This is a genomic window from Quadrisphaera sp. KR29 (assembly GCF_052644995.1).
In genome coordinates, this window is sequence record NZ_JBQXXG010000015.1 from 26434 (window position 1) to 39534 (window position 13101).

11 protein-coding genes are annotated in these 13101 nt (G+C 75.9%); 7 read left to right on the top strand and 4 right to left on the bottom strand.

Translation table 11 applies throughout. The features are described from left to right. Window positions 1-136: 136 nt before the first annotated feature. On the top strand, window positions 137-1090 hold the full coding sequence (locus ACUN9U_RS13840) for a VOC family protein (RefSeq protein ID WP_445485584.1): 954 nt from the start codon (window positions 137-139) through the stop codon (window positions 1088-1090). Between the two features lie 55 nt (window positions 1091-1145). Here the strand turns inward: ACUN9U_RS13840 and ACUN9U_RS13845 are convergent, their stop codons facing one another. Then, window positions 1146-2054: a LysR substrate-binding domain-containing protein gene (locus ACUN9U_RS13845; protein WP_445485585.1), complete on the bottom strand. Its 909-nt coding sequence runs from the start codon at window positions 2052-2054 to the stop codon at window positions 1146-1148. Window positions 2055-2128: 74 nt separating this feature from the next. Between ACUN9U_RS13845 and ACUN9U_RS13850 the strand changes: the two genes are divergently transcribed. The 4 genes from ACUN9U_RS13850 (at window position 2129) to ACUN9U_RS13865 (ending at window position 7452) form a co-directional block, all read left to right on the top strand. Further along, window positions 2129-3328: a thiolase family protein gene (locus tag ACUN9U_RS13850; protein ID WP_445485586.1), complete on the top strand. Its 1200-nt coding sequence runs from the start codon at window positions 2129-2131 to the stop codon at window positions 3326-3328. Continuing rightward, on the top strand, window positions 3325-4047 hold the full coding sequence (locus ACUN9U_RS13855) for a 3-oxoacid CoA-transferase subunit A (protein WP_445485587.1): 723 nt from the start codon (window positions 3325-3327) through the stop codon (window positions 4045-4047). Before ACUN9U_RS13850 ends, ACUN9U_RS13855 begins: the two co-directional genes overlap by 4 nt. Continuing rightward, window positions 4044-4727: a 3-oxoacid CoA-transferase subunit B gene (locus ACUN9U_RS13860; RefSeq protein ID WP_445485588.1), complete on the top strand. Its 684-nt coding sequence runs from the start codon at window positions 4044-4046 to the stop codon at window positions 4725-4727. Before ACUN9U_RS13855 ends, ACUN9U_RS13860 begins: the two co-directional genes overlap by 4 nt. 490 nt (window positions 4728-5217) lie before the next feature. After that, window positions 5218-7452 (top strand): DEAD/DEAH box helicase, encoded by a 2235-nt coding sequence (locus tag ACUN9U_RS13865; protein WP_445485661.1) that lies wholly within the window; start codon window positions 5218-5220, stop codon window positions 7450-7452. Window positions 7453-7641: 189 nt separating this feature from the next. On the opposite strand, the gene ACUN9U_RS13870 is transcribed toward ACUN9U_RS13865, so the two are convergent. The 3 genes from ACUN9U_RS13870 to ACUN9U_RS13880 form a co-directional block, all read right to left on the bottom strand. Beyond that, the gene (locus ACUN9U_RS13870; protein WP_445485589.1) at window positions 7642-8499 is read right to left on the bottom strand and encodes an OBAP family protein; all 858 of its coding nucleotides are present in this window, start codon (window positions 8497-8499) and stop codon (window positions 7642-7644) included. A 100-nt stretch (window positions 8500-8599) separates the two neighbouring features. Beyond that, window positions 8600-9013: a hypothetical protein gene (locus ACUN9U_RS13875; RefSeq protein ID WP_445485590.1), complete on the bottom strand. Its 414-nt coding sequence runs from the start codon at window positions 9011-9013 to the stop codon at window positions 8600-8602. A 134-nt stretch (window positions 9014-9147) separates the two neighbouring features. After that, on the bottom strand, window positions 9148-10146 hold the full coding sequence (locus tag ACUN9U_RS13880; RefSeq protein WP_445485591.1) for an SDR family oxidoreductase: 999 nt from the start codon (window positions 10144-10146) through the stop codon (window positions 9148-9150). A 193-nt stretch (window positions 10147-10339) separates the two neighbouring features. Between ACUN9U_RS13880 and ACUN9U_RS13885 the strand changes: the two genes are divergently transcribed. Both ACUN9U_RS13885 and ACUN9U_RS13890 read left to right on the top strand, forming a co-directional pair. Then, window positions 10340-11407: an alpha/beta hydrolase gene (locus ACUN9U_RS13885; RefSeq protein WP_445485592.1), complete on the top strand. Its 1068-nt coding sequence runs from the start codon at window positions 10340-10342 to the stop codon at window positions 11405-11407. Window positions 11408-11437: 30 nt separating this feature from the next. After that, complete coding sequence (locus ACUN9U_RS13890; protein ID WP_445485593.1) at window positions 11438-13039, top strand: xylulokinase; 1602 nt, start codon at window positions 11438-11440, stop codon at window positions 13037-13039. The last annotated feature ends 62 nt before the right edge of the window (window positions 13040-13101 follow it).

Here is a 13101-nt window from a genome sequence, read left to right on the forward strand (position 1 = left end):
GGGCGATCCTGCCCGGGGCCGCCGCCGCTGGCGAGGGAGGCACCGCACCGCCCGACCGTTGCGCGCCGGCCCGCTCGTCGGCAGGATCGGCGCAGCACCGTCGTCGGCGCCGGTGCGCCAGGTCGAAGGGGACCCGATGACGTACGTGACCGGTTCGCACCACGTGACGCTGTCCGTCGGCCGCGCCCAGGAGGACGTCGACTTCCACACCAGGGTCCTGGGGCTGCGCCCCATCAAGAAGACCGTCCTGTACGACGGCTCCCTGCCGATCTACCACCTGTACTACTCCAACGCCGACGGCGACCCCTCCTCGGTCGTGACCACCTTCCCGTGGGCCCAGGCCGGCTCCTACGGCACCCGCGGCACCAACCAGGCCCGCGAGGTGCTCCTGGCGGTGCCCGAGGGCTCCCTGGACTACTGGGCGGCGCGGCTGGGCGAGCACGGGGTCGCCGCCCGCTCCAGCGAGGTGTTCGGCACCCGCCGCCTGGAGTTCGCCCACCCGTGCGGCATCGAGTACGTGATGGTGCCGCAGGAGGGCGACCCGCGCCGGGGGTACACGGGCGCCGGCGTCCCCGGTGAGCACGCCATCCACGGCCTGCACGGGGTCGGGGTGCACGTCTTCGACGCCGACCGGATGGTCGAGTTCGCCACCGACGTCTTCTTCGCCAAGGGCGGGGTCGAGGAGGAGGGCGACCGGGCCCGCTTCCGGGTGGGCGAGGCCTCCCACGGGAACTGGGTCGAGCTCACCGGGGACCGGGACCGGACGCAGGGCACCTGGCGGTTCGGCGCCGGGACCTACCACCACTTCGCCTGGAACCTCGACACCCTCGAGAACCAGAACGCCGTGAAGTTCGACATCGAGGGCGCCGGCTACACCGACATCTCCGAGCTCAAGGACCGGACCTACTTCAAGTCCCACTACGTGCGCACCCCCGGCGGTGCGCTCTTCGAGCTCGCGGTCACGCACAACGAGGGCGGCTGGGACTGCGACGAGTCTCCCGAGGAGCTGGGGCAGGCGTTCATGCTGCCGCCCCAGTTCGAGTCCGAGCGCGAGTCCATCCTGGCCCAGCTGGAGCCCGTCGAGTACTGACCCCGCCGCCCCGCGCCGCCGCGCCGCTCAGCCACGACCACGCGGCTGGGCGCCACTACCGCCCGTGCACCACGGAGGTGGCGGCAGCCGTGACGACCGCTGCGACGCGCCGCACGAGCGGTGAGGGGTCGGACCGGTGCGCCACGGCGAGGGGCACCTGGACGGGGTCGCCGGCGAGCGGTCGGTAGACCACCCCGTCCAGGCGCAGCGCGCGCACCGCCTCCGGCACGAGGCCGAAGCCCAGGCCCGCGGCCACCAGCGCGACGAGGGTCCCGGTCTCCCCCACCTCGAGCACCTCCGGCTCGAAGCCGGCGGCGCGGCAGGCCCCGAGCACCAGGGGCTGCAGCGTGGACCGGCGGCCCGAGGGGTGCGCCACGAGCACCTCTCCGGCCAGCTCCGCGAGCGCCACCGACGGCTGCCCGGCCAGGGCGTGGCCCTCGGGGAGGGCCACCACGAGCGGCTCGCGGCGCAGCTCCTCCACGACCAGACCGGGTGGCGGCGGGCCGGCGGGACGCAGCACGGCGAGGTCGAGGTGGTCTGCCAGCACGCCGTCGAGCAGCTCCGGGGCGAGGCGCTCGCCGTGGAGGACCAGCTCGACGTCGGGCAGCTCGGCGCGCACGCGGCGCGCGACGCTGGGCAGGAGCGCGTAGGTGGCGGTCCCCACGAAGCCCAGCCGCACCCGGCCCGCCCGCCCCGCGGCCACGAGCGCGAGGTCGGCGGCGGTCCTGTCGAGGTCGGCCAGCACCCGGACCGCCCGCTGGTGCAGCAGCGCACCGGCGGTGGTGAGCTCGACCCGCCGGGTCGACCTGTCGAGCAGCCGGGCACCCACCTGCTGCTCGAGGGACTTCAGCTGCTGGGACAGCGCCGGCTGCGCGACGTGCAGGCGCGCGGCCGCGCGCCCGAAGTGCTGCTCCTCGGCGAGGACGACGAAGGAGCGCAGCAGCCGGGTCTCCACGGCCACCATTGATGCACAGCACTGATCAGCCAGGCCAGACTTCGTCTTGGACGCCGATCGATCAGCGGCCTAGCGTCGTCACCATGCCCTCGGCCCACCTGTACGCCAGCGCGCGCACGCCGTTCGGCCGCTTCGGCGGCGCGCTGGCCACCGCGCGCCCCGACGACCTCGCCGCCACGGCGCTCACCGCAGCGCTGGCCCGGACCCCTGCGCTGGATCCGGCGCGGATCGACGACGTCGTCTGGGGCTGCGCCAACCAGGCCGGCGAGGACAACCGCAACGTCGGGCGCATGGCGGTGCTGCTCGCCGGGCTGCCCACGAGCGTCCCCGCGACCACCGTCAACAGGCTGTGCGGCTCCTCCCTCGACGCCGCCGCGCTCGCCTCGCGCAGCATCGAGACGGGCGACGCCGACGTCGTCGTCACCGGTGGCGTCGAGTCGATGTCGCGCGCGCCGTGGGTGCTGCCCAAGCCGGAGCGGGCCTTCCCCGCCGGTGACGTCACCGCGGCGTCGACGACGCTGGGGTGGCGGCTGGTGAACCCGAACATGCCGAGCCAGTGGACCGCCTCGCTCGGGGAGTGCAACGAGCAGCTGGCCCAGCGCCTGGGCATCGGCCGCGAGCGCCAGGACGCCTTCGCCGCCCGTTCCCACCAGCTCGCCGCGAAGGCGTGGGCCGACGGGTTCTACGACCACCTGGTCACCGACGTCCCCGGCGTCGAGCTCACCCGCGACGAGTGCGTCCGCGACGGCTCCACCCCGCAGACCCTCGCGAAGCTCACGCCGTCGTTCCGCTCCCCCGCCGACGGCGGCACCATCACCGCCGGCAACGCCAGCCCCCTCACCGACGGCGCGGCCGCGCTGGTCATCGGCTCCGAGCGCGCCGCCGAGCTGCTCGGCACCGCCCCCCTGGCCCGCATCGCCGGCCGCGGCGCGCACGCCCTGGACCCCCGCGACTTCGGGCTCGCCCCGATCGAGGCGGCGGACCAGGCCCTGGCCCGCGCGGGGATCGGCTGGTCCGACGTCGGCGCCGTCGAGCTGAACGAGGCCTTCGCCGTGCAGTCGCTGGCCTGCCTGGACGCGTGGGACGTCGACCCCGACCTCGTCAACACCCGCGGCGGCGCCATCGCCCTGGGCCACCCCCTGGGCGCCTCGGGCGCGCGGCTGCTGGGCACGCTGGCCGCGGTGCTGCGCGAGCGCGACGCCCGCTGGGGCGTGGCGGCCCTGTGCATCGGCGTGGGCCAGGGCCTGGCCGTGGTGCTGGAGAACCAGGAGGCCAGCCGGTGAGCCGCACCCGGTTCCACACCGGGACGACGGCCGAGGAGGCCGCCGACGCCGCGCTCGCCGCCTCGGGCATCACGAGCGGCATGACGGTGCTCGTCGGCGGCTTCGGGATGGCCGGCATGCCGGTGGCCCTGGTCGACGCGCTCATCCGCCACGGCGCCGACGACCTCACCGTGGTGAGCAACAACGCCGGCAACGGCGACACCGGCCTGGCCGCGCTGCTGGCCGCCGGCCGGGTGCGCAAGGTCATCTGCTCCTTCCCCCGGCAGTCGGACTCCTGGGTCTTCGACGGGCTCTACCGCGCCGGGCGGATCGAGCTGGAGGTGGTGCCGCAGGGCACCCTGGCCGAGCGGATGCGGGCCGCGGGCGCCGGCATCGGCGCGTTCTTCTGCCCCACCGGCGCCGGCACGCTGCTCGCGCAGGGCAAGGAGACCCGGGTCATCGACGGGCGCGAGCACGTCCTGGAGACGGCGCTGCGCGGTGACGTGGCGCTCGTCGGCGCGCACCGCGCCGACGGCGTCGGCAACCTCGTCTACCGCAAGACCGCCCGCAACTTCGGGCCCGTCATGGCGACGGCGGCCGCGGTCACCGTCGTCCAGGTCGACGAGGTGGTGCCCACCGGGGCGCTCGACCCCGAGGCGGTGGTCACCCCCCGCATCTACGTCGACCACGTGGTCGACCTGTCCACCACCCGGCAGCCCGACGAGGAGCAGGGGCGATGACGACGACGAGCACGGTCGAGCACCTCGGCCGCGGGCCGCTGACGCGCGCGGAGATGGCCGCCGTCGTGGCCCGCGACATCCCCGACGGCTCCTACGTCAACCTCGGCATCGGCCAGCCCACCAGCGTCGCGGCGCACCTGCGCGAGGGCAGCGGCGTGGTGCTGCACACCGAGAACGGCATGCTCGGCATGGGCCCGGAGGCCCACGGCGACGAGGTCGACCCCGACCTCACCAACGCCGGCAAGGTGCCCGTCACCGAGCTGGCGGGGGCGGCCTACTTCCACCACGCCGACTCCTTCGCCATGATGCGCGGCGGCCACCTCGACGTCTGCGTGCTCGGCGCCTTCCAGGTCTCCGCCAGAGGTGACCTGGCCAACTGGCACACCGGCGCACCGGACGCCATCCCCGCCGTCGGCGGGGCGATGGACCTCGCGGGCGGCGCCAAGGACGTGCTGGTGATGATGACGCTGTTCGCCAAGGACGGGTCGGCCAAGCTCGTGCCGGAGTGCACCTACCCCCTGACCGGCGTGCGGTGCGTCAGCCGCGTCTACACCGACGTCGCCCTGTTCGACCTCGGCGGGCCGGACGTCGTCGTCCTGGAGACGTGGGGCACGTCGGTGAGGGACCTGGCCGCGCGCCTCGAGGTGCCCCTGCGCGGCGCGGGCACCACCCACCCCTGAGCGTGACCACGGGCGTGCGCGCCACCCCCGAGCTGCTCCGGTGCACCTGACGCCCCATCAGACCCGCCGAAGGGGCGCCGGCTGCGCCGAAGGGGCGTCAGCTGCGCCGAAGGGGCGCCGGCTGCGGTGAGGCCGTCGCGAGCGGTGTCTCGGCCGGGGATGACGGCGCGCCGAGCCGCTCGCGGCGCCTACGATGGTCCGCGAACGCCCCCTGGTCGCAGGCCCCGGCTCGACGCCGGGTGGTCCCGGCGGTCGGCCGCCCTCAGAGCGCCACCGGACCAGCGGGCCTCGACGTGGCGCCACGGCGCCCGGACGCCTCCAGGAGGTGGCATTGGCCCAGGGCCAGCGCGGCGGCGACGCACGCCGCAGCACCGGCAGCTCCCCCCGCGGTGACGGACGCCGCGACGCCCGCGGCGCAGGGAGCGGCGCGAGCGGCGGCGGCCGCCGCAGCGGGCCCTCCGGGCGCCAGCAGCGCAAGGACGTCGTCACGGTGCTGCTCGACGGGGTGCGGGAGGTGCAGCAGGCCGTGCGCGCAGGCCGGCTGACCCCCGCCGTCCGCTCCCGCTTCCAGGCCGTGGCGCTGCTGCTGCGCGAGGAGCGCGCGCGCGTGCAGCAGTCGGGCGCCGGCGAGGCCAAGCGGGCCGAGCGGCTCAAGCGCCTGGACGGCGTGGCCCAGCAGCTGGCCGTGGCCGCGGTGCGCGACGCCGGGCTGCTGCACCTGCTCTCCGACGACGCCGTCGTCGCGCCCTCCTCGCGCGCCCTGCTGCGCGAGATGCAGCGCGAGGCGGGCGTCGAGCCGGCGCCGGCGGAGCTGCCCGCGCCGCAGGCGAGCACCGCCGCGGCCAGCCCCTTCGCCCCGCCCGGCGGCGCCGTCGCCGCACCGGCCGCCTCCGAGCGCGCCGTCGTCCCGACCTCGGTGGCCTCGCGCCAGCTGGCCAACCCCTTCCTGGCCCCCGTCTTCACCGCCCAGCCCGACCACGCCTTCCTGCCCCGCCGCCTGGGCGGCTGGGACCTCGTGGCGGCGCTGCTGTCGGCCTTCGAGCGCGCCGGAGGCGGTGACGCGGCGTGCATGGACCTGCCCGCCCCCACCGCGCAGTACACACCGGCCGGCAAGGAGCTCATGCTCCACCAGGGCCAGGTGGTGGCCGCCGCGGCGCAGGGCCACCGGACCTTCCTGCTGGCCGACGAGCCGGGCCTGGGCAAGACCGCGCAGGCGCTGCTGGCCGCGGAGGCGGCGATGGCCTACCCGCTGCTCGTCGTCGTCCCCAGCGTGGTGAAGACCAACTGGGCCCGCGAGGCCGGGCTGTGGGTGCCGCACCGCGCCGCGACCGTGGTGCAGGGCAGCGGGGAGAGCGTCAACGGCTTCGCCGACGTCGTGGTGGTCAACTACGAGGTGCTCGACAGGCACCTGGGGTGGCTGGGCGACTTCGGCTTCCGCGGGATGGTCGTCGACGAGGCCCACTTCATCAAGAACAAGACCTCCCAGCGGTCCCAGAACGTGCTCACCATCGCCGACCGGGTCCGGGCCCGCACCCCCGACCCGCTGGTCATGGCGCTGACGGGCACCCCGCTCATCAACGACGTCGACGACTTCCGCGCCATCTGGCAGCTGCTCGGCTGGACCGACGGCACCCGCCCGGTGCCGCGCCTGCTGGAGGCGCTGGAGGAGCTGGACAGGACCCCCGCCGACCCCGACTTCTACCCCGGCGCGCGCCGGGCCGTCATCGACCTCGGCATCGTGCGCCGGCGCAAGGTCGACGTCGCCGCCGACATCCCCTCCCGCCGCGTGGCCGACCTGCCGGTCGACCTGGACGGCCCCGCGGGCCGCTCGGTGCGCGCCGCCGAGCGCGACCTCGCGCTGCGCATGGTGGAGCGCTACGAGCGGGCGCTGGCCCACCGCGCCGCCGCCGGGCTGGAGGGGGCGCTGGCGATGGGCGACGAGGACGACGACGCGCGCGTCGAGCTGGTCCCCGCTGCCGCCGACGAGCAGCTCTCCGAGGAGGCGGCGGAGGCCGTCGAGGAGGCGCGCGAGGCCCTGGGCGCCACCGCGCCGCGCCCGGAGCCGGTCATCGACACCGCGCTCGTGCGGCGGGTCGCCAAGGCCGAGCTCAAGGACTCCGAGAGCGGCGACGGCGAGAACGTCTTCAGCGTGGTGCGCCGCATCGGCCGCGCCAAGGCCGAGCTGGCGGCCGACTACACCGCCCAGCTCGCGCGCAGCGCCGGCAAGGTCGTCTTCTTCGCCAAGCACGTGGAGGTCATGGACGCCGCCGAGGAGCTGTTCTCCCGGCAGGGCCTGCGCTTCTCCTCGGTGCGCGGCGGCCAGACCCCCGAGGTGCGCCAGCGCAACGTGGACGCCTTCACCACCGACCCCGAGGTCGCCGTGGTGGTGTGCTCGCTGACCGCCGCCGGGGTGGGGCTGAACCTGCAGGTGGCCTCCGACGTGGTGCTCGCCGAGCTGTCGTGGACCGACGCCGAGCAGACCCAGGCCATCGACAGGGTGCACCGGATCGGCCAGACCGAGCCGGTGACCGCCTGGCGCGTCATCGCCGCGCAGACGCTCGACGCGCGCATCGCCGCGATGATCGACAGCAAGGCGGGGCTGGCGGCGCGCGCGCTGGACGGCTCCGACGAGGAGGTCGGCGGCTCGGTCGACGTCCAGCTGGAGGCGCTGGTGGGCCTGCTCACCGACGCCCTGGAGGAGCGGGCGGGCCTGCCCGCCGCCTGACCTCCGCCTCGTGGGCCCGGCCGGGCAGGCGGGTCGAGCCGGGCGGGCGGGTCGGGCCGCCCCCCGGGCGCACGGATGTCGAACACCTGTACCATCGACGGGCGGCCTCGCGGGGCGGCGCGACAGGGGAAGGTCGCCGCTGCTCCGCGAGGCCGTCCACGCCGCGGCGCCGGCCCGCGGCCGCAGCGCTCAGCCGGCGCCGGCCGCCGGACCGGCCGGACCTCCGGCCGACGGGCCGCTCCCCGGGTGGCGCACCGGCACCTCCTCGGCGCGCAGCTGCGGTGTGGTGCCGCCCTCCCACGCGTCGGCGCCCGGCACCGGCTCGCCGACGGCGATGCCCTCCCGCTGGCGCCGCTTGCGCCCGGCCGAGGTGCCCAGCCGCTCGTCGCGGGCCCGGAGCAGGTCCTCCCGCAGCTGGCCGTCACCGGTGAACGCCATCATCAGCCGCGGCACGCCGAGGGGCACCTCCTCGTCCCGGTCGTACTGCCAGGTGTGGAAGGTCTTGCCGTAGGTGCCGGCGAGGTGCTCGACGTGGGCGTGCTCGGCGACCTCGGGCACCCCGGGGGCGACGAGCGTGCCGGAGCGCACCTCGTGGCGGTGGCTGTGCCACAGCCGCTTCTCCTCCTCCGGCAGGGCCCGGAAGGCCTCCTCGCCCACGATGTACTCCACCCCGATGAGGCGGGCGTCGGGGGCGTCGCTGTCGTAGATGACGCACTGGTGCAGGCCCGGGCGGCGGTGGCTGCACAGGTGGGTGGCCTCCACCTGCCGGTCGGGCTCGTCGGCGTAGAAGTGGAAGCCGTTGAGGTGGGTGCTCACGGCCTCGAGGGGGCGCTTGGGCTGCAGGACGCCGGCGGCGGCGTCGAGGGCGCGCACCCGCAGGGAGTGGCCGTGACCGCCTCGGGCGACGGCGACGACCCGGCGCAGGAGCAGCGCTCCCCCGACGGCGGCGGCCCCGACGGCGGCACCGGCGACACCGGCAGCCCCGGCTGTCCCGGCGCGACGGCGGGTCCCGGAGGTGGGCGGGCGATGACGGGTGGTGGCGGGCACGGGCGACCTCCTGGGTGCGGCGGCGGACCCCGTGCGCTCGACGTCGCCGTCCTCGCCCTACCCGCTCCCCCGCGCTCCAGCGCCCGTCAACCGCGCCCGCTCAGGAACGGACCTGCTGCACCAGCTGCTGGATCCACGGCCAGATGTCGCGGGCCCGGTCGACCGCCTGGTCGGCGGTGGCGATGATCGGCCAGACCGAGGCCGCGAGCGCGACCAGCACGGCGACGGCGACCAGCCCCCAGGCGAGCCACGTCGGCCGGGACACCGCAGCGGCCACGAGCAGGCCGAGGGCGACCAGGAAGCCGAGCACCACCACCGCGGTGATGGAGCCGACCGGCACGGACAGCACGGGCCCCGCGCTCGCGGCGGCGCCGACGAGCCCCAGCACGGGCACCAGCACCAGCAGCGCTGCCAGCGCCACCAGGAGCGCGCCCACGCCAGCGGCCACGAAGCGGGTGGGGACGGTCCTGCGGTGCGCGGCAGCGCGGGACGAGTACGACACGGAACGAGCCACGACGGCCTCCTCGGTCTGGAGCCGGCGGCGCTGACCCCGCGCCGCTGCCACCGCGTCGGTGCGGCGACCACCCGTTCTTACACCGCAAGGAGGCGCTGCGCCCGGCGTGGCCTCGCCGTGGCGGCCCCGGGCCGTCACGCCACGCGGAACCTCTCCACCAGGCCGTCGACCACCGCGTCCCAGCGCTCGTCGACGGTGCGGCGCGAGGCGTCCTCGTCGTGCCAGGCGACGATCTCCTCGGCTCCCCGCTCGAAGGGCACCACCGCCCGCCAGCCCGGGGCCAGCGACTTGACCTTGCTGTTGTCGAAGACCATCGAGTGGGCCTTGTCGCCCAGCAGCCCCGCGCCCCACTCGGGGTCGACGGCGTTGATGGCGTCGGAGGGCACGTGCACGAGCTCGGGGTCGTCCACGCCAGCGGCGCGCGCCAGGGCCCTGGCGATCTGGTCCCAGGTCCAGGCGTCGTCGCCGGTGATGTGGAAGGCCTCCCCCAGCGCCCGGGGCTGGGCGAGCAGCGGCAGGAGCGCCCCGGCGAAGTCCGTGTGGTGGGTCAGGGTCCACAGCGAGGTGCCGTCCCCGGGGACGACGACCGGCTGCCCGCGCCGCATCCGCTCCACGAACGACCAGCCGCCGTCGAAGGGGACGAGCGTGCGGTCGTAGGTGTGCGAGGGACGCACCACCGTCATCGGGAAGCCCTCCTCGCGGTACATCGACACCAGCAGGTCCTCGCAGGCGATCTTGTCGCGGGAGTACTGCCAGAACGGGTTGCGCAGCGGCGTCGACTCGGTGACGGGCAGGCGCTCCGGCGGGGTCTGGTAGGCCGAGGCCGAGGAGATGAACACGTACTGGCCGGTGCGGCCGCGCACCAGGTCGGTGGCGGTGCGGACGTGGTCGGGGGTGAAGGAGAGCCAGTCGACGACGGCGTCGAACTCCAGGTCTCCCAGCGCCTCTCGCGCGGCGACGGGGTCGCGGACGTCGGCGGTGTGCCGCACCGCCTCCTCGGGCAGCGGCCGCAGCGACGTGGTGCCGCGGTTGAGGACGTGCAGCTCGTGGCCGCGCTCCACCGCGAGCGCGGAGGCCGCCGAGCTGATGATGCCGGTGCCGCCGATGAAGAGGATCCGCAGGGGGGTGGCCATGGGCCTCACCCTGCCCGCGGCACCCGACCCCCGCAGGTGGATCTCCCGACCCCGCCCGCGGCTCCGCACCGTCCGCGGCCCGTGCGCCACCCGGGGCGGTGCCCGGGCGTCCGGGGCGTCCGGGGCGACCACCCGGTGCCGGTGCAGCCCGTGGTGGCACCCTGCCTCCCACGGCGGTGCTCGAGGAGGCGCGGTGGACCTGGACCGGTACGACCCCGACCTGCGACGCGCGGGACGGCTCATGTCGCTCCTCACGCCGCGCAGCGCCAGCAGCTTCCGGCGGCAGGTGGGGGTCATCGGCGCGGTGTCGGCGGCCGCCCGCGCCCTGCGCCCGACCCCTGCGGTGGAGGACCTCGGCGGCGGGGTCGAGCAGCTGCAGCGCTGGGTCCCGCGTCGCGACGGAGGGCAGCAGCGGCTCCTGGTGGTGCGGCGGCGAGCCGGCGGTGGGCGCGGTCAGGACGGGGCGAGCGGCACGGCGGACCCCGGCGCGGCCGTGCTGTGGATCCACGGCGGCGGCTACGCCGTCGGCGCTCCCGAGCAGAGCGTGCGCACCGCGCGGCGGCTGGTCGAGGCGACGGGCTGCGTCGTCGTCCTGAACGACTACCGGCTGTCCGCGGCCGGGCCGTACCCGGCGGCCCTGCACGACTGCTACGACGCGCTGCTCTGGCTGCGCGACCACGCCGCCGAGCTCGGCGCCCGCCCCGACCAGCTCGTCGTGGGTGGGGAGAGCGCCGGCGGGGGCCTCACAGCCGCGACGTGCCTGCTGGCCCGTGAGCGCGGGGAGGTGGCCGTCGCCTTCCAGGTGCCGCTGTACCCGATGATCGACGACAGGCCGACGCCCTCGTCCACCGGCAGCACCGCCCCGGTGTGGAGCTCGGCGACCAACGACGCCGCGTGGGACGCCTACCTCGGGCCGCTGCGCGGTCGCGCCGACGTGCCCGCCACCGCAGCGCCCGCCCGGGCCCAGGACCTGCGGGGGCTGCCGCCGGTGCTGACCTTCGTCGGCGACGCCGAGCCCTTCCACGACGAGGTGGTCACCTGGGCCGAGCGGCTGCGCGAGGCCGGGGTGCGGGTGGAGAGCAGGGTCTACCCGGGCTGCTTCCACGGCTTCGACATCCTCGTGCCCACGGCTCGGGTCAGCCGCGAGGCGACGGCCTTCCTCCTGGAGGGCTTCCGCCGGTGGTGCGCGGAGCTGACCGCGCCGCAGCCCACCCCGCAGCCCGCCCGTCAGCCGGCCCCGCCCGGAGGACCCGTGCTGTGAACGCTCCCATCGATCGGGCAGGCTGTGCCCGTGGCGACGCAGTCATCGACGGAGATCACTGAGGGACGGGCAGTCCTGGGCATCGAGCTCGGCTCGACGCGCATCAAGGCGGTGCTCATCGGGCCCGACCACCGCGTGCTGGCCACCGGCGGCCACACGTGGGAGAACCAGCTGGTCGACAGGCTGTGGACCTACTCCCTGGACGACGTGCGCACCGGCTTGCAGGACGCCTACGCGCAGGTGGCCGCCGCGGTGCGCTCCGAGCACGGGGTGGAGCTGACCCGCCTGGCCGGCCTGGGCGTCTCGGCGATGATGCACGGCTACCTGGCCCTGGACGCCGACGGGGAGCTGCTGGTGCCGTTCCGCACCTGGCGCAACACCCACACCGGTCAGGCCGTGGAGCAGCTGTCCGCCGCGCTCGACTTCAACGTGCCGCACCGCTGGTCCATCGCCCACCTGCACCAGGCCGTGCTCGACGGCGAGGAGCACCTGCCCCGCCTGGCGACGGCCACCACGCTGGCCGGCTACGTCCACCACGTCCTCACGGGCGAGCACGTGCTCGGCGTCGGCGACGCCAGCGGCGTCTTCCCCATCGACAGCGCCACCGGCACCTACGACGCCGAGCGGCTGGCCACCGCCCAGCGCGTCCTGGCCGAGGCCGGGTTCGCCGGGCAGCTGACCGACGTGCTGCCGCAGGTGCTGCCCGCGGGCGAGGTGGCCGGGCACCTCACCGAGGCCGGCGCGCGCCTGCTCGACCCCAGCGGCGCGCTGCAGGCCGGGGCGCCGCTGTGCCCGCCGGAGGGCGACGCGGGCACCGGCATGGTGGCCACCGGGTCGGTGGCGCCGCGCACCGGCAACGTCAGCGCCGGGACGTCGATCTTCGCGATGGTGGTCCTCGAGGGCCCGCTGTCGCAGGTCCACCGCGAGCTCGACCTGGTCACCACCCCCGCCGGGGACCCGGTGGCGATGGTCCACTGCAACAACGGCGCGTCCGAGCTCAACGCGTGGGCGGGGCTGTTCGGCCAGTTCGCCGCGGCCGCCGGCTCCCCGCTCGACGACGGAGCCGTCTTCCGCACCCTCTTCGAGGCCTCCCTGGACGGCGCGGCCGACGGCGGCGGGATGCTCGCCTACAACTACCTCTCCGGGGAGCCCATCACCGACCTGGAGGAGGGGCGGCCGCTCTTCCTGCGCACGCCCGGCAGCCCCTTCGACCTGCCGACGTTCATGCGCACCCAGATCTACGCGGCCTTCGCCACGCTGCGGATCGGCATGGACGTGCTCACCGCCGAGGGGGTCCGCCTGGAGCGGATGTTCGCCCACGGCGGCGTCTTCGGCACGAAGGGCGTCGCCCAGCGCCACCTCGCCGCCGCCATCGACACGCCGGTCTCGGTCGGGGACGTCGCGGCCGAGGGCGGGGCGTGGGGCATCGCCGTCCTGGCGGCCTTCACGGCGGTGCGTGACGGGTCCGGCGAGCAGCTCGAGCTGGCGGCCTACCTCGACGAGGCCGTCTTCGCCGGCGCGCAGCTGGAGACGCTGCAGCCCGACCCCGACGACGTCGCCGGCTTCGACGCCTACCTGCGCCGCTACGTGGCGGCCCTGCCGGTGGAGCGCGCCGCCGTCGAGCACTCCTGAGCAGCCCCGTCCCCCACCCCGCGACGATCAAGGGCCTGAGCGCCACGTCCGGTGTGGTCCGC